The organism is Microbulbifer sp. ARAS458-1, assembly GCF_045348205.1.
GTDB lineage: Bacteria > Pseudomonadota > Gammaproteobacteria > Pseudomonadales > Cellvibrionaceae > Microbulbifer.
In genome coordinates this window covers 1,551,742-1,569,825 of sequence record NZ_CP155838.1, presented here as the reverse complement: position 1 = coordinate 1,569,825, position 18,084 = coordinate 1,551,742, and the positions used below count along the sequence as shown (strand labels likewise).

16 protein-coding genes are annotated in these 18,084 nt (G+C 57.2%); 11 read left to right on the top strand and 5 right to left on the bottom strand.

Translation table 11 applies throughout. The annotated features are described in order from the left end of the window. Positions 1–38 precede the first annotated feature (38 nt). The 3 genes from AAFH99_RS06375 (at position 39) to AAFH99_RS06365 (ending at position 3,313) form a co-directional block, all read left to right on the top strand. The gene (locus AAFH99_RS06375) at positions 39–1,781 is read left to right on the top strand and encodes a protein kinase domain-containing protein (RefSeq protein ID WP_406828979.1); all 1,743 of its coding nucleotides are present in this window, start codon (positions 39–41) and stop codon (positions 1,779–1,781) included. 39 nt (positions 1,782–1,820) lie between these two features. Further along, positions 1,821–2,270 (top strand): cyanase, encoded by a 450-nt coding sequence (gene cynS / locus AAFH99_RS06370; protein WP_406828978.1) that lies wholly within the window; start codon positions 1,821–1,823, stop codon positions 2,268–2,270. Positions 2,271–2,401: 131 nt separating this feature from the next. Then, positions 2,402–3,313 (top strand): NAD-dependent protein deacetylase, encoded by a 912-nt coding sequence (locus AAFH99_RS06365; RefSeq protein ID WP_406828977.1) that lies wholly within the window; start codon positions 2,402–2,404, stop codon positions 3,311–3,313. A 143-nt stretch (positions 3,314–3,456) separates the two neighbouring features. Here AAFH99_RS06365 and yghU read toward each other — a convergent pair whose 3' ends face one another. From yghU to AAFH99_RS06350, 3 genes are read right to left on the bottom strand one after another with little or no spacing between them, the layout of a single operon-like run. Beyond that, positions 3,457–4,335, bottom strand: coding sequence for a glutathione-dependent disulfide-bond oxidoreductase (gene yghU, locus AAFH99_RS06360; protein WP_406828976.1), 879 nt, complete (start codon positions 4,333–4,335; stop codon positions 3,457–3,459). 57 nt (positions 4,336–4,392) lie between these two features. Beyond that, positions 4,393–4,965 carry a transglutaminase family protein gene (locus AAFH99_RS06355; RefSeq protein ID WP_043317658.1) on the bottom strand — a complete coding sequence of 191 codons (573 nt, stop codon included), beginning with the start codon at positions 4,963–4,965 and terminating at the stop codon, positions 4,393–4,395. Positions 4,966–4,992: 27 nt separating this feature from the next. Next, complete coding sequence (locus AAFH99_RS06350) at positions 4,993–5,448, bottom strand: GNAT family N-acetyltransferase (RefSeq protein WP_406828975.1); 456 nt, start codon at positions 5,446–5,448, stop codon at positions 4,993–4,995. A 292-nt stretch (positions 5,449–5,740) separates the two neighbouring features. Here AAFH99_RS06350 and rsxA point away from each other — a divergent pair, with 292 nt between their 5' ends. The 8 genes from rsxA to AAFH99_RS06310 all read left to right on the top strand — a co-directional run bounded on the left by rsxA (position 5,741) and on the right by AAFH99_RS06310 (position 15,467). Continuing rightward, the gene (gene rsxA / locus AAFH99_RS06345) at positions 5,741–6,316 is read left to right on the top strand and encodes an electron transport complex subunit RsxA (RefSeq protein WP_043317662.1); all 576 of its coding nucleotides are present in this window, start codon (positions 5,741–5,743) and stop codon (positions 6,314–6,316) included. A 12-nt stretch (positions 6,317–6,328) separates the two neighbouring features. Continuing rightward, positions 6,329–6,937 (top strand): electron transport complex subunit RsxB, encoded by a 609-nt coding sequence (rsxB, locus tag AAFH99_RS06340; RefSeq protein ID WP_406828974.1) that lies wholly within the window; start codon positions 6,329–6,331, stop codon positions 6,935–6,937. Continuing rightward, positions 6,934–9,114, top strand: a complete 2,181-nt coding sequence (rsxC, locus tag AAFH99_RS06335) for an electron transport complex subunit RsxC (protein ID WP_406828973.1) — start codon at positions 6,934–6,936, stop codon at positions 9,112–9,114. Before rsxB ends, rsxC begins: the two co-directional genes overlap by 4 nt. Positions 9,115–9,118: 4 nt before the next feature. After that, on the top strand, positions 9,119–10,171 hold the full coding sequence (gene rsxD / locus AAFH99_RS06330; RefSeq protein WP_043317666.1) for an electron transport complex subunit RsxD: 1,053 nt from the start codon (positions 9,119–9,121) through the stop codon (positions 10,169–10,171). Continuing rightward, positions 10,171–10,854: an electron transport complex subunit RsxG gene (gene rsxG, locus AAFH99_RS06325; protein ID WP_406828972.1), complete on the top strand. Its 684-nt coding sequence runs from the start codon at positions 10,171–10,173 to the stop codon at positions 10,852–10,854. Before rsxD ends, rsxG begins: the two co-directional genes overlap by 1 nt. After that, positions 10,854–11,579 carry an electron transport complex subunit E gene (locus tag AAFH99_RS06320; protein WP_406828971.1) on the top strand — a complete coding sequence of 242 codons (726 nt, stop codon included), beginning with the start codon at positions 10,854–10,856 and terminating at the stop codon, positions 11,577–11,579. Before rsxG ends, AAFH99_RS06320 begins: the two co-directional genes overlap by 1 nt. Before the next feature lie 524 nt (positions 11,580–12,103). Beyond that, positions 12,104–12,829 (top strand): TetR/AcrR family transcriptional regulator, encoded by a 726-nt coding sequence (locus AAFH99_RS06315; RefSeq protein WP_406828970.1) that lies wholly within the window; start codon positions 12,104–12,106, stop codon positions 12,827–12,829. Positions 12,830–13,088: 259 nt separating this feature from the next. Then, entirely contained in the window at positions 13,089–15,467 is a 2,379-nt protein-coding gene (locus tag AAFH99_RS06310; RefSeq protein ID WP_406828969.1) for a transporter substrate-binding domain-containing protein, read from the top strand. A gap of 43 nt (positions 15,468–15,510) precedes the next feature. Here AAFH99_RS06310 and AAFH99_RS06305 read toward each other — a convergent pair whose 3' ends face one another. Both AAFH99_RS06305 and AAFH99_RS06300 read right to left on the bottom strand, forming a co-directional pair. Beyond that, a complete protein-coding gene (locus tag AAFH99_RS06305; protein WP_406828967.1) occupies positions 15,511–16,659 on the bottom strand; it encodes an SO2930 family diheme c-type cytochrome in 1,149 nt (382 codons plus the stop codon). Further along, positions 16,652–17,959, bottom strand: a complete 1,308-nt coding sequence (locus AAFH99_RS06300) for a parallel beta-helix domain-containing protein (RefSeq protein WP_043318462.1) — start codon at positions 17,957–17,959, stop codon at positions 16,652–16,654. The genes AAFH99_RS06305 and AAFH99_RS06300 overlap by 8 nt, the downstream gene beginning before the upstream one ends. Between the last annotated feature and the right edge of the window lie 125 nt (positions 17,960–18,084).

Here is an 18,084-nt window from a genome sequence, read left to right as displayed (position 1 = left end):
GCCCCGCACTCCGCGGGGCTATTTTTATGGCTGTTTCTATGACGGGCTCCATAAATAGTTCCCTCGCCCTGGAGGCGGGCCAGCACAGTAGCGCCGGCCTAAAACCGGAAAACCAGGACAGTTGCGGCGCCTTTTTGCCGGCGGAACCGCAGCTGGCCGTCAAGGGCGCCGCCTTTGCCATTGCCGATGGCATCAGCTCCAGTACGGTCAGTGCTGTGGCCAGTGAAACGGCAGTGAAAAGTTTTCTCGACGACTACTACTGCACGTCCGACGGCTGGAGTGTACAGAACGCTGCCGAACAGGTGATCAAGGCCACCAACGCCTGGCTATTCGAGCAGACCCGCCAGAGCCCGTACCGCTTCGATAAAGACAAGGGCTACGTATGTACCTTCAGCGCGGCCGTTTTCCGAGGTAGCGAGGCGCACCTGTTTCACCTCGGAGACTCCCGTATCTACCGCCTGCGCGGTGACTCTCTGGAACAACTCACCCACGACCACCGTCTGTGGCAAGGGGAGCACCACAGTTATCTGAGTCGCGCGCTGGGCGCGGACGCACAAACAGAAATTGATTACCGACGACTTTCCCTGCAGGCCGGCGATCTGTTTATTCTGAGTACCGATGGGGTGCACGATTCCCTCTCGCAACGCACGCTGATTGAGCACCTGCAACAGGAAAGCGCGTGTCTCGATCGCGCAGCAAAAAACCTGGTGGCCGCGGCACTGGCCAACGGCAGTAGCGACAACCTTACGGTGCAACTGGTGCGAGTGGACAAACTCCCCCACACAACCCCGGCACTGATCGACCAGGCCGGCAAATTGCCATTGCCCCCCATTCTCAAATCCGGCGACAGCTTCGACGGCTTCACCATCGAGCGGGATATTCACGCGAGCCACCGCAGCCATGTCTATCTGGCTACCGACCTGGCTACTGGTAACCGGGTAATCCTCAAGGCGCCCTCCGTCGACCAGAGTGAAGATCCCGCACATCTGGAGCGGCTGTTGATGGAGGAATGGCTGGCGCGACGGGTGGACAGCGTCCATGTGGTGCGGGCAGCGGCAACTCATCGCCCGCGCAATTTTCTCTACACCACGCTGGAAGTGGTGGAGGGGCGGACATTGCGCCAGTGGATGACCGACAACCCCGCGCCGAGCGTGGAAACCGTACGCGGCATCGTCGAGCAAATCGCGCGCGGGCTGCAGGCCCTGCATCGCGCCGAAATACTGCACCAGGATCTGCGCCCGGAAAATATCATGATCAGCGATGCGGGTACCGTTACGCTGATTGATCTGGGCTCGGCGAAAGTGGCGGGGATTGCGGAAACCGCACAGGAAAATGGCCAATTGATCCTGGGCACCGCCCTGTACAGCGCACCGGAATATTTTCTCGGCGACGGCGGCACGCCACGCTCGGATCTGTTTTCCCTGGCGGTTCTCACCTACCACCTGCTTTCCGGCGAATTTCCCTACGGCACACAGGTCGCGCGCAGCAATACGGTAGCGGCGCAACACAAGTTGCGCTATCGCAGTGTATTGAGCGAGTCCCGTGCAATTCCCGCGTGGATTGATGCCACTCTGAAAAAAGCGCTACAACCCAATCCACTGCGCCGCCACGAGGCGCTGTCGGAATTTATTTTTGAGCTGCGTCATCCCAACCCGGACTACCTAAACAGTACCCGGCCGCCACTGATGGAGCGCTACCCGGTGCGTTTCTGGCAGTCGGTGAGCGGTGTTCTACTGCTTGTTATTTTTTATCTATTGAGCCTGATTTCCCAGGCAACCTGATTATCAAATCGACCCAACCATCGCAAATGGAGAGCAAACATGATCAGCAACCGCCAGCAGGTTACCGACCTCATTCTGGTCGCCAAGGTACAGAAAGATTTGAAATGGGCGCAGGTGGCGGATGCCATCGGCCAATCGAAGGAGTGGACCACCGCGGCCTGTCTTGGCCAGATGACGTTTACCAAACAACAGGCGGCCGTAGTTGGCGAACTATTTGACCTCAGTGATGAGGCGGTGGCCTGGCTGCAAATTGCCCCTTACAAGGGCTCCCTACCCACTGCGGTGCCGACAGATCCGCTGATTTACCGCCTGTACGAACTGGTAAGTGTGTATGGCACCACCATCAAGGAGCTGATCCACGAGGAGTTCGGTGATGGCATCATGAGCGCCATCGACTTTTCCATGGATATTCAGCGGGAAGAAGACCCGAAGGGTGATCGGGTGAATATGGTGATGTCCGGCAAGTTCCTGCCCTACAAGACCTACTGATTTACTCTGCCTGAATCACTACGCTGGCGGGAACAGTCTCGCCGGCGTAATCCCGGTGCAACCTTCTACTGCCAGACTCGTTACAATAGCGGTTCCGATCCCATTTTTTGCGAGCCCAAGCGATCAGCGCCATGAGTTTGAGCACACTTTCCTCCCCTTCTCATTCAGAAAGCGACGTTGTTGCGGATTCGCCGTTACCGAGCACGGAGGCGGCGGAGCAGCTGGCGGCGTTTATTCGTCGCTATCCGCGATTGACGGTGCTGACCGGTGCCGGGGTGAGTACGGATTCCGGCATTCCCGACTACCGTGACCGCAACGGCCAGTGGAAGCGCAAGCCGCCGGTGGATCATCGCGAGTTCATGAAGTGTGCGGCGACAAGACAGCGCTACTGGGGACGGGCGTTGATCGGCTGGCCGGTAATCCGCAATTCTGCGCCGAACCCGGCGCATTTTCATCTGGCGGGGCTGGAGCGGCGCGGGCATATCAACCTGTTGATTACCCAGAATGTGGATCGGCTGCACCAGCGGGCAGGCAGTGAGCGGGTGATGGATTTGCACGGGCGGGCGGATGAGATTCGCTGTATGAGCTGCGACTACCGGGCGGTTCGGCAGCTGGTGCACGATCGGAGTTACGCGCTGAACCCTACCTTCCGCCATTACACGGCGGAGGTGGCGCCGGATGGGGATGCGGATCTGGAGGTAGATTTTTCCAGCTTTCAGGTGGCGGATTGTCCGGACTGTGCGGGGATTCTGAAGCCGGATGTGGTGTTCTTTGGGGATAATGTGCCGCGGGAGCGGGTGCAGTTGGCGATGGATACGTTGCGGGAGAGTGATGCTCTGCTGGTGGTGGGTTCTTCGTTGATGGTGTATTCGGGGTTTCGTTTCTGTCGCTATGCGAAGGAATGGGGCAAGCCGATGGCGGCGCTTAACCTGGGAAAGACCCGGGCTGACGATTTGATTGATCTGAAATTGAATGCGGGGATTGGGGAAACCCTCGCGGAAACCCTATCGCTCCTCCAAGGTCCCGTCCCCTTCGTAAGGTGATTTTGTGGTGGCCGGTCACTGGGCCGGGTATTTCAAAACCGCTGTGAATACATCCCTGTACGCTCTGTCGGAAACATCCCTGTTTCCGACAGTTTTGAAATACCCGGCCCAGCGCCCGACCTTCTCGTCGGGCTCCACAATTCTTAATCGCCGCTAGGGTCCCCAATTTTATCCTGCGTACGCAATTCAAAATCACTGGCATCGTGCCGCTCATGCAATTGCTCAGAAGGCTCGCCCCAGGTGCGGTTAACCATGCTTCCGCGCTTCACTGCCGGGCGCTCGCCCACTTCGTCGACCCAGCGGATTACGTTTTTGTACGTGTGGGCTTCGAGGAATTCCGCAGCATCGTAGGCTTTGTTTTTTACCACCGCGCCATACCAGGGCCAGATGGCCATGTCGGCGATGGTGTATTCCTTGCCGGCGATAAATTCGTGTTCGGCGAGCTGGCGGTCGAGGACATCGAGCTGGCGTTTGACTTCCATGGTGTAGCGGTTGATGGGGTATTCGTATTTTTCCGGGGCGTAGGCGTAGAAGTGACCGAAGCCGCCGCCGAGGAAGGGGGCGGCGCCCATTTGCCAGAAGAGCCAGTTGAGGGTTTCGGTGCGCTGCTCGGGGGTATGCGGGAGGAAGGCGCCGAATTTTTCTGCGAGGTACAGCAGTATGGAGCCGGATTCGAATACTCGAATGGGCGGGGTGGTGCTGTGGTCGACGAGGGCGGGGATTTTGGAGTTGGGGTTGATGTCGACGAAGCCACTGCTGAACTGGTCGCCTTCGGTGATGCGGATCAGGTGGGCGTCGTACTCGGCGCCGTCATGGCCCAGCGCCAGCAGCTCTTCGAGCATGATGGTGGCTTTGACGCCGTTGGGTGTGGCGAGGGAGTAGAGCTGCATGGGGTGTTTGCCCACGGGCAGATCTTTGTCATGGGTGGGGCCAGCGATGGGGCGGTTGATGTTGGCGAACTGGCCGCCGCTTTCGGAATCCCATTTCCACACTTTGGGCGGGGTGTAGCTTGCGTCCGACATGATGACTCCTCTTCGCACTTTAATGGATGCGTAAGAGTAAGCCGGTGGCGGTGAAATTCAAATGTCTGGCAGGTTTTCGATCACGGCCTGGTAGCTGTCGCTGGTTTCCAGCAACTGGATAACCTGCGGCAGGGGTTCCACATAATTTTGCGGCAGATCTTGTTCACCGTCTTCCATCGGGGTATAGGCAAGGCGCTCCTGTGGTGGGATAAATTCCGCAACGATTCCTGCCGCCGGTTTATTGCCGCGGGCGTCGATGCGGAACCAGCCATAACGCTCAAGGTAAATGCTGTTGAGGCCATGCAGGCAATAGCGGCCTGCCGCCTTATCCAGCAAGAGCCTCTGATAGCGGAAGCCCGCGGGAATCTGATTGGCCCGCAGCAGTGCGGCCAGCAGATGGCTTTTGGCAAAACAGAAGCCGGTGCCGGCGATCAACACATCAGACGCTTTGCAGGTGACCGGGTTCAGGGCGAAATCGCCGCTGTGGCGGATTTCATCGCGCACGAATTCAAAGGTATTGCGGGCGGTGCCAAATTTGGCTCCGGAACGGCATTTGAGATCGCTGGCGGCGTCGAGGATGTCCGGGTGCTGCCAGTCGATGATTGGAGTGGATTGTAGGTACGCTTGCATGCTCGGGTCGTTAGTATGGAAGGCGGGTCAGAGGTCCAGACTCATATATACGCTATTTGGATCATCTGTATATGCGGCGAAGGGAGGACACTCTGTGAACCCATGGCGCCGGTAAAGCCGGTGAGCAGGGTGAAAAAAGGTCATCGAGCCGGTTTCCAGGCTGAGTCGGGTATAGCCCCTGGCGCGAGATTCATCAATTATATGTGCCAGCATCGCGCTGCCAACCCCTTTTCCCCGAGCGGAGGCGCCGGTGCGCATGGATTTGATCTCACCGTGATCGGGTGCAAGCTCTTTGAGTGCCCCACACCCCAGCAGCTGGTCGCCGTCATAGAGTGTCCAGAAGGTAATATCCGGTTGGCGCAGGCCCTCGAGGCCCAGGGCGTGAACACTCTCAGGTGGGGATGTCGCACGCATGTCATCAATATGTGCTTGAAGAAAGGCCGCGATAGTGGGGCCGCTGAGGTCGTCGGTCGCTATTTTCATTGAACGATCTTCTTTCGAGGTGCAGCCTGGCTGGAGCCTGCGGTCAGGTATACACGGGTTTCACAGGGCAGTAGCCACAGCGACGGGCCGGGCAAGTTGAACGCCCCTACCCTCTCGCCCATAATACCGCCCCCTGATCAGGCAACACAGATTTGTGCTGAGACCGGCGGTGTCAGTAAGCGCCTGCAAACTTTGCGCCAGCACGGCAATTTCGACGCCAGCCCAGCACATCATTCCCGAGCCAGCCTGTTGCTCAAACCGCGGCCCGGCCAGTGGGCAGAATGGAATCTCTATGACCGAATTTACCGTCATTCTTCTCAGCACCATCCTGGTGAACAATTACGTGCTGGTACAGTTCCTCGGCCTGTGCCCGTTTATGGGGGTATCCAACAAGCTGGAGACTGCCATCGGCATGGCCGGCGCCACCACCTTTGTGCTGACCCTGGCAGCCATCTGCTCTTACCTGGTGAACACCTACTTACTCGAGCCCTTCGGCATGGAGTACCTGCGCACCATTTCCTTCATTCTGGTGATCGCGGTGGTGGTGCAATTCGCGCGCATGTTTATCGAGAAGACCAGCCCTCTACTGCACCGGGTGCTCGGGGTCTTCCTGCCGCTTATCACCACCAACTGCGCGGTGCTTGGGGTTGCGCTGCAAAATACCCTGAAGGCAAACAACTTCTTCCAGTCCACCCTCTACGGCTTTGGCGCCGCTGTGGGCTTCTCTCTGGTACTGATCCTGTTTTCGGCGATGCGCGAGCGCCTGGCCGTGGCGGACGTGCCCAGGCCTTTCAAGGGCGCGGCTATTGGCATGATGACCGCGGGGTTGATGTCCCTGGCCTTTATGGGCTTTAGCGGGTTGGTATAAGGAGGAGCGACGATGGAATGGTTATCGGAAGTATCCACGCCGCTGCTGATTCTCGGCGGTATGGCTCTCGTCTTCGGCGCCCTGCTGGGCTTTGCCGCAGTGCGCTTCAAGGTCGAGGGCGATCCCATTGTGGATCAGATCGACGCCATACTTCCGCAGACCCAGTGTGGCCAGTGCGGCCACCCGGGCTGCCGCCCCTACGCCGAAGCCATCGCCAACGGCGAGGCCATCAACAAGTGCCCACCGGGGGGCCAGGCCACCATCAACGAACTGGCCAACCTGCTGGATGTCGAGCCGACACCCCTGGATGCCGAACACGGGGTGGAAGACGTCAAGAAGGTGGCATTTATTCGCGAGGCGGAATGTATCGGCTGCACCAAGTGCATCCAGGCCTGCCCGGTGGATGCCATTGTCGGCGCCGCCAAACAGATGCACACGGTGATAGTGGACGAGTGCACCGGCTGTGACCTGTGCGTCGAGCCCTGCCCGGTGGACTGCATCGATATGGTTCCGCTGGAGACCAGCCTGCAACAGTGGCATCCGAACAAACCCAAAGACGGTATCCAATTGATCGCCAGTGACAGACCCGACCTGCACACCGACGACCGGAGTGCAGCATGAGCCAGGTAGACCATCGACAGAACGCGAACGAGCATCGCGCGGCCCGCGAAGCCCATCTGATTGCCAGTGAAAAGGCAAGGGATCTGTCCCGCGAGCTGAAGATCAATGATTTCCACGGCGGCATTCACCCGCCGGAAAACAAGCACCAGTCCACCGGCGAACCCATCGGCAGCATCCCCTTGGCAGAAGATCTGATCGTGCCGTTGAACCAGCATATCGGCGGCACCGCTATTCCCCTGGTCAAGCTGGGAGATCTGGTTAAGAAAGGCCAGAAGATCGCTGAAGCCGACGGCCCGGTAAGCTGCCCGGTGCACGCGCCGTCATCCGGCAAGGTGGTCGCCATCGAGCCTTTTTCCGTGCCCCACCCCTCCGGCATGGTGGCGGACTGTATCCAGATCCGCACCGACGGCCGCGACGAGTGGTGTGCACTCACTCCGCTTGCAGACTACGCACACCGAGAGATCGACGAGGTGCTGGAACAGATCCGCGATTGCGGCATCGCCGGCATGGGCGGCGCCGGCTTCCCCACCGCGGTAAAGCTGAACCCCCGCGGTGGTGCGGAGATTGACACCCTGATCATCAACGGCACCGAGTGTGAGCCCTATATCACCGCCGACGATATGCTGATGCGTGAGCGCGCCAGCGAGATCATCGGTGGTGTGGAAATACTCGCGCACCTGCTGGACCAGCCGGAGCGGGTATTGATCGGTATCGAGGACAACAAGCCAGAAGCCATCAAGGCCATGAAGCAGGCCGCCGTGGGCACCCGCTTCCATGTGGTGGTGTTCCCCACCAAATATCCTTCTGGGGGCGAAAAACAGCTGATCGAAATCCTTACCGGGCGCGAAGTGCCCAACGAGGGCCTGCCGGCCAATGTGGGCATTGTGTGCCAGAACGTGGGCACCGCGCGCGCCGTATTCCGCGCGGTCACCCTGGGCGAACCACTGATCAGCCGTGTCACCACCGTGGTGGGCGAATCCCTGGAGCGCCAGCGCAACATCGAGGTGCCGCTGGGCACCCCCATCCGTCATATCCTGGAACATCACGGTCTCGACCGTAAACAGCTCCAACGTATTGTCATTGGCGGGCCCATGATGGGTTACACCATCGAAGACGAAAACGCGCCAGTGGTAAAAACCACCAACTGTATCCTCGCGCCCACCAATAATGAGCTGCCGCCACCACCACCGGCCCAGGCCTGTATCCGCTGCGGCCTTTGTGCCGAGGTCTGCCCGGCGAGGCTGCTGCCACAACAGCTTTACTGGTACGCGCGCGCGGAAGACCGCGAGAAGCTGCAGGCCTACAACCTGTTTGATTGCATCGAGTGCGGTGCCTGCTCCTACGTGTGCCCATCCAGCATTCCGCTGGTGCAGTACTACCGCGCCGCCAAAGGCGATATTCGCGAAGCGCGACTGGAAAAAGAAAAAGCCGACCGCGCCCGCGAGCGCTTCGAATACCGCAAGCTGCGCCTGGAAAAGGCGGAGCAGGAAAAAGAAGCCAAGCGCCTGGCGCGCAAGAAAGCCGCCGAAGAGGCGCGCAGGCAACGCGAGCAGAACGCCGACACTCCAGAAGCCAAAGCCGCCAAGGAAGAGTCCGACGTGGTGGCCGCGGCCCTGGCCCGGGTAAAAGCCAAGCAGGCCACCCCGGAACAGCAACTGGCCCGCGCCCAGCGCACCCTCACCAGTGCCGAGCACCGGGTAGAGCGGATGCAGAGCAAGCTGAATGAAGCCGAAGAGGCACAGAAGCCGCAGCTGGAAGCCCAGCTGAAAACTGCCGAGCTGAAGCTGAAGGAAGCGCGGGAAAAACTCGCGGAAACGGAAAAGTTGGCCGCATCAGCACCGGTGCAACAAACGCCCAGCGCCGAACAATCGGAGCCGACCGTTACCCAGGACAAGCTGACCGTAGCGGGGGCATCGTCGTCCGCCGCCGGCGCCGCCATCGAAAAGGCCAAGGCCGCCGCGGCCGCCCGCGCCAGCATGAGCCCGCAAGAAAAACTCGCCACGGAAATCGACGCACTGAAAAAACGGGTCGAGAAAGCCGAAGCGCGCCTGATCAAGGCCCGTGAGGAAGACGACCCGAACACCGGCGCTTTTGAGACCGCACTGGAAAAAATGCAGGGCAAGCTGCAGGAAAAACTGACTCAACAGAGCCAGAACGGAAACGGGAGCGGAGAGTAACCCCATGTCCCTGATGCGAATCACCTCCCCCCACGCCCACTCCGGTCAGAGCACCTCAAAAGTGATGCTGCAGGTAGCCGCCGCCACCATTCCCGGCGTTCTGGCCCTGGTGATCTACTTTGGCCCCGGCGTCCTGATCAATATCGCCCTGTGTATCGCCACCGCGCTGGCCACAGAAGCCGCGGTGATGAAACTGCGCAATCGCCCGATTGCCTTCTATCTGAAAGACTACAGCGCCCTGGTCACCGCCCTGCTGCTGGGTATCGCCCTGCCACCCTACTGCCCCTGGTGGATTCCGGTGATCGGCAGCGTGAGTGCGATACTGCTGGCCAAACAGCTCTACGGCGGTATGGGGTACAACCCGTTCAACCCGGCGATGGTGGGCTACGTGGTGCTGCTGATCAGCTTTCCGGTGGAAATGACCCGCTGGGCCGGCGCCGCGGACCTGATCCAGGGTGCGCCGGGGCTGGATGAGACCTTTGCGCTGATCTTCGGCAATATGAATGTGGACGGTTTTACCCGCGCCACGCCGCTGGAAATCGTGCGCCACAATGAGTCCACGATCCTCGCCCAGCTGTACCAGATGGAACCGGTGTTCAATCAGGGTTCTGTGGCCGGGCTCGGTTGGGAAATGGCCAACTTCGGCTTCCTGCTGGGCGGCCTGTTCCTGCTGTTCCGCGGCCTAATTACCTGGCACGGCCCGGTGGCGATGCTCGCCACCCTGACGGTTCTCTCCATCGTGTTCTACGATGGCGGCAGCTCCCTGAGTGAGGGCTCACCCCTGCTGCACCTGTTCTCCGGTGCCACCATGCTCGGCGCCTTCTTTATCGTCACCGACCCGGTGAGCGGCTGTACCAGCAACAAGGGCCGGCTGATCTTTGGCGCCGGCGTGGGCCTGCTGGTCTTTGTGATCCGCGCCTGGGGCGCCTACCCGGATGCGGTGGCCTTTGCGGTGCTGCTGATGAACTTCGCCGCACCCTTTATCGACAACTACACACTGCCGCGCACCTACGGCCACAAAGCCCCGCGCAAGGCCACCGACCTGGAGGAACAGTAATGCTGAAGCGCTCCATCGGTAGCAATGCCGCCATTCTTGCCCTGTTCGCCCTGGTTACCGCCGGCACTCTGGCGGTAACCCAGATCACCACCCGTGAGCCCATCGAGCGCGCCATCCGCGAGGCCGCTGCCAAGGCCCTGCTGGAGATCATCCCCATCGAGCGTCACAGCAACGACCTGCTGGTGGATACCTACCCCATTCCCAAACAGTACTGGGCCATGCTCGGACTGAGACAGGGGGGCGATATCAATCTGGCACGGGAAGGTGACGGCACCATTGATGCGGTCATCATCCCCACCGTGGCACCGGACGGTTACTCAGGGCCCATTCAAATGCTGGTAGGTGTAAACCGCGACGGCACCGTGGCCGGCGTGCGGGTGACCAGCCACGCGGAAACCCCCGGTCTCGGCGACAAGGTGGAAGTGAAGAAGAGCGACTGGATACTGTCCTTTAACGGTACCTCCCTCGAGGACCCGGGCCGCGATATGTGGAAGGTGGAAAAAGACGGCGGTGCCTTCGATCAGTTCACCGGTGCCACCATTACCCCGCGGGCGGTGGTAAACCAGGTGCGCACCGTGCTCGACTTTGTCGCCGAGCACCAACAGGAAATCTTCAGTGCGCCGGTGTCCAAGCGCGCGGTAGAAGTCGAACAGCCCCAGGACAACCAGGGGGAGAAGAACTGATGACCACACCTGACTCTTCGCACAACTATGGCGAGATTACCCACAACGGCCTGTGGAAGAACAATCCCGCACTGGTGCAATTACTCGGTCTGTGCCCGCTACTCGCGGTCACCGGCTCCGTAGTCAATGCGATCGGTCTCGGTCTCGCCACCACCGCGGTACTCACTTGCTCCAACCTGGCGGTGTCCCTGGTGCGCCACCAGATGCCGGAAACCGTGCGCCTACCGGCGTCGGTGATGATCATCGCCACCTTCGTGACCTGTGCCGAACTGCTGATGAAAGCATTCACTTACGAGCTGTATCTGGTACTGGGTATTTTCATTCCGCTGATTGTGACCAACTGCGCGATCCTGGGTCGCGCAGATGCGTTTGCCAGTAAAAACCCGGTGTTGCCGTCGCTGCTGGATGGACTGATGATGGGCGTCGGGTTCAGTGCGGTGCTGATCGTGATCGGCGCAGTGCGCGAGGTCATTGGCCGCGGAACCCTGTTCAGCGATATGGACCTGTTACTGGGCCCCATGGCGGCGGACTGGACGCTGCCGGTATTGGGACAGGATTATTCCGGATTTCTGGTTGCCGTATTGCCCCCCGGTGCTTTTCTCGTGGCGGGGTTACTGATCGCAGCCAAAAATGCCATCGACGCCGGAATCGAGGGCCGCAAAAAAGCCAATGCCAGCGTTGTCACCGGGAGTAAACGCGTGCGCACCACAGGAAAGATTTCGTGAATTCAACGAAAGAGCCCGAGGAATAACGGCCACCGGTATTTCGCTAATAAATCTTCGCCACAGGCAAAAAAATACCGGCCCTGCGCCGGTATTTTTTTGCCTGATTTTGAGACCCGTATCCGCTAACGGTTCAAACCTGTTCCACCAGCACAATGAACAGACTCTGTTAATTCAGACTGTAAATTCACCAGTTTCCCGAAGCATACTTCAACTAATTCCGCGTGTAATAAAACGTAATGGGATTTTCCTCACAATCCGCGATTCCTCGCTGGCTAACCTGACTCATATCGATAAAATAGAGCGACCGTCCCAAGCTGTCTTGTCAGTCATAAGTACGCATGGCCATGAACGTGTGACATTCGGTAGACTGGATACAAACGATAAGACCAATAAACGACGGGAGCGGAAAACATGAACGGGCTCTATTGCCGACAACCTTTTAACCGCGCTATTTTCATCTGGAACGAGTATTTCCCGATTCCCGATAGCTGTTCGCCCCAAATTGCAAAGGAATTCTCGCAACCATGACGTTAGACAACGGAAAGTCTGAACTGGTCTATCAAGGCCGTCGCGCCCAACGCGCCGACAGCCGACAGCGTCGCAAAGCTATTTTAGAGGCTACCCTTCGCCTGATTGTGAAAGAGGGCATTCGCGGCATCCGCCATCGCGCCGTGGCAAAAGAGGCCGCAGTACCACTGGCAGCCACCACTTACTACTTCAAACAACTGGACGACCTGATAAGCGATGCGTTCACATATTTTGTAGAACAGAATATTGACCAGACTCGCCACCTGCAGGAAGAAAGCTTTTCCGCCGTTCGACAGCTCACACCGGAGCAGATGCATTCAGCCACCGGACGCCGCCAGCTTATCCAACAGTTGACCCGCTTCGTGCTAAACCACATTCGCTCGCAGGCGGGCAGCCGCGATAACCGGATTATTGAGCTTGCATTCAAAAATGAAGCGCTACGCAATCCACAACTCACCCGTGCGGTGCGTATGGCCAACCAATCCACCGAGAATCTGATCGTTGAGTTCTTTGAACTGCTTCAGCTGGCCGACCCACTGGCCGCCGCCCAAATTGTGCACGGTACAATTCTGAACCTGGAGTTCCAGATTCTCAGTGGCGCAATATCTGTGGACTCTCCACTCCTAGAGCGCACCGTCACCCTGATGGTAAAAGGCGTGATTCCGGCGTCTGATGCCACTGCGCTGCACAATAGCAATAGCCTCCATACCCAGAGCGCATAAGCCAAGACTCTCCCACCCTGCATCACCTGCGCCACCCTGACCAACGACTGGCCAGGGTGCGCCTCTCAACTTGCAATAATTTTTGCGCCCAGCCCGGCGCGATACACCCCACGATACACCATAGCTGCGCCAGCGATTCAGCCTACGGCTTCCCAGTCACCGGCACGAATATCCGGGATAAAAAAGCATTCCAACTACGGACAGGCCCCGCGCAAGCTAGAATTTTAACAACTACATCGGATGTATCTGCAGAAGTACCATGGGATTGTTTGTGCTTGGGCGTAAGTTTTTCTGCCTCCTGGTTATCCTTCTCGCTATTGGCGCCTGCCAGCGGGAAGAAGGTGGCCCCTCCGCCCCCGCTGAGGCGGGCACAGAAACGGAAAATAACGAAGAAGTCGAAGCAGGCGAAGCTGAGTCGGCTGGTTCCCCTTCCACCGCAGCGGTTGACGATCCGCACATGCACCCCGCGTCCCGTGAAGACCTCCGTCGCGAAGCCGAATGGCCACAGGAAACCAGTGGTGAATACCCAATCCACGCCTATGACAATTACACCGAGACCGGCGACCTTCCAGGCCTGCTGAAGCAGGGCAAGCTACGAATCCTCGTAGACATCTCCAATAGTGATTCGCTGCACAGGGAGGCCACCATTCAAGACCTGGAACTGAGCGAAGCCAAGCGCATGGCCACCAGGTTGGGGCTGGAACCGGTGGTTCTGTACGCCAATAACTTTGATCAGCTGATTCCGTTGCTGAATGAAGGGAAAGGCGATCTTATCGCCAATTACATGGTGATCAACGAAGCCCGCAAGAAAAAGGTCGACTTCTCAATCCCAACCGCGAGCACACAGCTGGTACTGATTTCACGTGATGACGTAAAACCTATCTCAGACTCCACCGACCTTTCAGGTAAAACACTGGCTGTAACCAAAGGCACCGTTTTCGAAACCGCCGCACAAAAATTTGTAGAGAAGTATCCCGGACTTAAACTCAAAGTCGCCGAGAAAAACTATGTGGAACTGGTGATTGACGTTGCAGAGGGGCACATCGACCTCACCATCGCAGAAAACCATATTTTCAAGCAGGTTTCCCAGTTTAAAGAAAATATTATCGAGAACTATACCTTCCCCGGGGAATTTGAGGTGGGCTGGGCCATTCGAAAAAATTCACCTGAGCTGTTGCAGGCGATGGATGATTTTATCCGGCACAGCAAACTCACCCGGACTGTCAACCGATCCATTGGGGATCTGGACGAGATCCGTGAGCGAGGCTATATCCGCATACTAACTCGCAACCACCCTGGCACCTACTACATGTGGAAGGGCCGCATTATGGGCTACGAGTTCGAGCTCGCTCAGGCGTTCGCGAAAAAGCATAAATTGCGACTGGAGATTATCGTCGCACCCACACATGCCGATCTTTTGACCATGTTGCGAGATGGCAAAGCCGACATCGCCGCAGCCCTGCTCTCGGCCACAGAGAAGCGGGACAACAGCGGTATGGATTTCTCAACGCCCTATATGAAAGAGCGCGTGATTCTTGTAGGTGAGGACAGCGACAAGATTGAGTCACTTGATCAACTTGAAGGGCGCACAATCCACGTGCGTAAGTCCAGCAACCATTACGAGGTTGCCAGGCAGCTCAAGAAAAAAGTTCCGGGAGTGATTATCGAACTGGCACCGGAAGAGCTCAACATCCAGGAAATTATCGATCGGGTCGCAGATGGCGACTATGACCTCGCAATCGCAGATCGCCTCTCCGTAAAACTGGAGCATGCCTGGCGAACCAATGTCGATGAACTCATTGATCTGGAAATCGACGATAACGTTTATGGCTGGATGGTTCGCGAAAACAATCCACAGCTACTCAAGGCGATCAATAAATTTTTCGCAAAGAAAAGCACACAGAAGAAAATGCGCATTCTGTATACCAAATATTTTGATTCCCCCAAGCGCACCCGCCCTGAGATTGACGAGCTCAATGCCAATGGAACGATTTCCCCCTATGACGATTACGTAAAAAAATACGCCGATGAATATAACTTTGACTGGCGACTCGTAGTCGCACAAATGTTTCAGGAGAGCACATTCAACCCCAAGGCAAAATCCTGGGTGGGCGCTCGCGGCCTGATGCAGGTAATGCCGGACACAGGAAAGCAGGTCGGGGAAAGGAATCTGTTTGATCCTGAAAGCAGTGTGCGTGCAGGTCTTAAATACCTGGAGTGGCTACACCGTAAATTCGAAGACAAGGGAATCAGCCCGGAAAATATGATGTGGTTCACCCTGGCCTCCTACAATGCCGGACTCGGTCATGTTTACGACGCACAGGACCTGGCAGAAGAAAAAGGCTGGGACCGCAATGTCTGGTTCAACAATGTCGAGAACGCAATGCTGCTTCTGTCAGACAAAAAATACTATGAAAAGGCGCGCTACGGCTACGCGCGCGGGCAGGAGCCCTACGACTATGTGCGCAAGATTCAGGAGCGATTCCGCACCTATGTCGCGTTACTGGAAGACTATGAGCGGAGAAACAACGAAACTGGCCGGCTACTGGACTTCCTTTATCCCGAATATCTGGCCACGGAAAAATTGGCTAGAACAATACCCCCCGACACACCGCTCGTCCATGCTTCCCATCACTGACTCGCAGCAGGCGGAAGTCATTGACCGCCACCTGCTGAGACTGTCAGGAGCAGTTACCGGGTAAGGAGGCAATCCACTCTTTCAACAACTCGGCGCCTTCTTCATGGGCAAGGCTACGTCCGAGCTCCGGCATCATTGCCCCCGGATCGGTGGACTCCACGCGGAAATTGAGAATGGATTCGTCCGGGCTTCCCGGCACGATCGCAAACAGTCGGTCACCGGAGCCAGTACCCGCGGCAACCGGCGGCTTGCAAACTCCCAGCTTACGCCGATCCTGCTCAGCCCCGTATAACATCAGGCCGGAGGTATCCGCAGGCCCACTGGGGTTGTGGCAATGGCCACAATTGATATCCAGGTAGGAACGAGCGCGATCTTCCAGTGATGCAGTGGCATCTTCATAGTCGACGTTGCGGGGCACTTCGACCAGGTCCGGCACACCGGTGAGGTACCCTACCTGCTGCCAATATAACAACTGGTTTTGCTCGCCATCCTGCCCGCCACTATCGCGGTAGTCGAACGTCTTGTTCAGATGACGTGCACGAGGGCCAATCGGACGTACGGCTTTCTGCGCGTGATTATCGGCGTGGCAGCCGGCACACTGATTCGAGTCAGGCACCACGTAGGTAAACGCCTCAGCACTGCCATCGGCACTGACCAATTGCAGACGTTTCGCGTCTCCTGCGATCTCCAGCACCGCGTCAGTCTGGGCATCATTCCACACGTAGGGCAACGCCTGCCAACCATCACTTCGCTTCACCAGCAAGCGGGTTTCAATCAGCTTCACCTTCGACAGGTCCAGACCGGAACCGGCGAAATCCCCGCTGTAATCATCGGTACGCACGACGGTGCCGTCTTCACCCCGCGGATAATAGAACGTTTTGCTGATGATCGTTCCTACCGGATAATCGAAATCCGCATCACCGTACTCCGCACTGCTGCCCTCCGGCATCCAGACTGTGCGTAGCTTGTGCGCGTAATCAGTAAACAGTGCGGTATTCAGATCGTAGGGAACGACTCGCGCATTCAGCGACAGCTTTCCGTCGATGGCCTCAACCACATGCCACTGACTCAGATTGTCCGGCACGGCATTGCGTTCATGTACCGTGACCTGCTCACGGGGTGCACCGCACCCAGCGAGCAGTAGGGCCAGTACCGCCCCCCCGAACCATCTGATTGAAGCAGACTTACGCATCGGTTACCTCATTGATTGCGTGTTGCTCCTCCTGAGGCTCTTCCTGGTTGCTGTCGAAATCAAGAACCACCTGCGGCAGTTTTTTCAGGTTGCATTGATGTGCACTGATATCGGTGGTGATGTTCTTGTAGCCACCCTGGAGATCCACATTGATGATACCGACACCTTCATTCTGAATGCACAGTTTCAGGTTTTCCGGAAGTTTGCCATCCACCATTTTTTCCTTGTCGACCGCACCATCCCACAACACATCCGGCAGACTGCCAGTAAGACCGAACTTGGCAATCTTCAACGCTTTGAGCTCCAGGTCATCCGGAGACTTGCCGCCACCGGAAAAGGTATTGTCATAGATATAAATACCTTCCGGATAGGGGTCGAAATTTTCCTGCGTGGATTTGTCACTGTAATAGCCTGCGGCAAAATAGCTACTCACGATGACATTAGCGGTGTCATTATCGGAAATTTCGTTATTGAAAATTTCCACAAAATCATTGGAATTGATCACTACGCCGGAACCCGCAGGAACCGCAGCAACCGGTGTCCCTTCGTGACCGAAGTTTTCGTAGTTGTTTTTGAAAACTTTGTTGTTGTAGACCCGGGTACTGTGACCCGGCTGCGGTAGGTTCGGCATATTAAACACTAGAATGCCACCGGTATTGTTCGTGGCGACATTGTCGTAAACATCAGCACCAATAGTGTTCTCGATTTCAATACCAGCAACATTATATTCTGCGCGGTTGTTGCGCACGATGACATTGCGCGACTGCCCCACGTAAATACCGGCATCAGATGCGCCAATGGCGACAGTGCCTTCCACCAGAGTATTTTCCGTCTGGACCGGATAAATTCCGTAAGCGCCGTTTTCGGTCGCCGGGCCATTGGTCCACTCAACACGGATGTCTCGAATGACAATGTTTTTGCCTTCATTGACCTTGAGGGCATCACCAATGGTGTCTTCGATCGCCAGGTCTTCAATGGTGAAATCACTGGCATTCACCAGCAGACCTTCAGCCCCCTGAATCTGATTCTTGAAGGAAAGAATGGTTTTATCCATTCCCGCACCACGGATTGTCACACCATCAACGTTAAGTGACAGACTGCGATTGAGCTGGAAACGGCCTTCGGGAATTTCAATGACATCACCCGGCTGCGCCTGGATCAATTGTTTGAGCAATTGCTTCTGGAATTCCGCAGCATCAGCACTGTCCGCACTGTTTGCGGTAGCAGCTTCTTCTTCCGGAGTACAGGCCGTGACCAGTGCCGCCAGTAAGAGAGCGCCCAATTTCGCCGATGTTTTCATTTTTTCTCCAAATTTTTTATTGGTATTTGAGGTGATATCCGTGCGTTCGCAGCGGCCACTAACGTCCGAAAGACCCGAAATGGTGACCATTTTTAACCAACCATTCTTAAATGGTACGCCTGTAC

What these genes read in the sequence shown, in the direction of transcription:
- AAFH99_RS06375 (WP_406828979.1), top strand. Translation starts at nt 39, where the DNA reads ATGACGGGCTCCATAAATAGTTCCCTCGCCCTGGAGGCGGGCCAGCAC.
- cynS (WP_406828978.1), top strand. Translation starts at nt 1,821, where the DNA reads ATGATCAGCAACCGCCAGCAGGTTACCGACCTCATTCTGGTCGCCAAG.
- AAFH99_RS06365 (WP_406828977.1), top strand. Translation starts at nt 2,402, where the DNA reads ATGAGTTTGAGCACACTTTCCTCCCCTTCTCATTCAGAAAGCGACGTT.
- yghU (WP_406828976.1), bottom strand. Translation starts at nt 4,335, where the DNA reads ATGTCGGACGCAAGCTACACCCCGCCCAAAGTGTGGAAATGGGATTCC.
- AAFH99_RS06355 (WP_043317658.1), bottom strand. Translation starts at nt 4,965, where the DNA reads ATGCAAGCGTACCTACAATCCACTCCAATCATCGACTGGCAGCACCCG.
- AAFH99_RS06350 (WP_406828975.1), bottom strand. Translation starts at nt 5,448, where the DNA reads ATGAAAATAGCGACCGACGACCTCAGCGGCCCCACTATCGCGGCCTTT.
- rsxA (WP_043317662.1), top strand. Translation starts at nt 5,741, where the DNA reads ATGACCGAATTTACCGTCATTCTTCTCAGCACCATCCTGGTGAACAAT.
- rsxB (WP_406828974.1), top strand. Translation starts at nt 6,329, where the DNA reads ATGGAATGGTTATCGGAAGTATCCACGCCGCTGCTGATTCTCGGCGGT.
- rsxC (WP_406828973.1), top strand. Translation starts at nt 6,934, where the DNA reads ATGAGCCAGGTAGACCATCGACAGAACGCGAACGAGCATCGCGCGGCC.
- rsxD (WP_043317666.1), top strand. Translation starts at nt 9,119, where the DNA reads ATGTCCCTGATGCGAATCACCTCCCCCCACGCCCACTCCGGTCAGAGC.
- rsxG (WP_406828972.1), top strand. Translation starts at nt 10,171, where the DNA reads ATGCTGAAGCGCTCCATCGGTAGCAATGCCGCCATTCTTGCCCTGTTC.
- AAFH99_RS06320 (WP_406828971.1), top strand. Translation starts at nt 10,854, where the DNA reads ATGACCACACCTGACTCTTCGCACAACTATGGCGAGATTACCCACAAC.
- AAFH99_RS06315 (WP_406828970.1), top strand. Translation starts at nt 12,104, where the DNA reads ATGACGTTAGACAACGGAAAGTCTGAACTGGTCTATCAAGGCCGTCGC.
- AAFH99_RS06310 (WP_406828969.1), top strand. Translation starts at nt 13,089, where the DNA reads ATGGGATTGTTTGTGCTTGGGCGTAAGTTTTTCTGCCTCCTGGTTATC.
- AAFH99_RS06305 (WP_406828967.1), bottom strand. Translation starts at nt 16,659, where the DNA reads ATGCGTAAGTCTGCTTCAATCAGATGGTTCGGGGGGGCGGTACTGGCC.
- AAFH99_RS06300 (WP_043318462.1), bottom strand. Translation starts at nt 17,959, where the DNA reads ATGAAAACATCGGCGAAATTGGGCGCTCTCTTACTGGCGGCACTGGTC.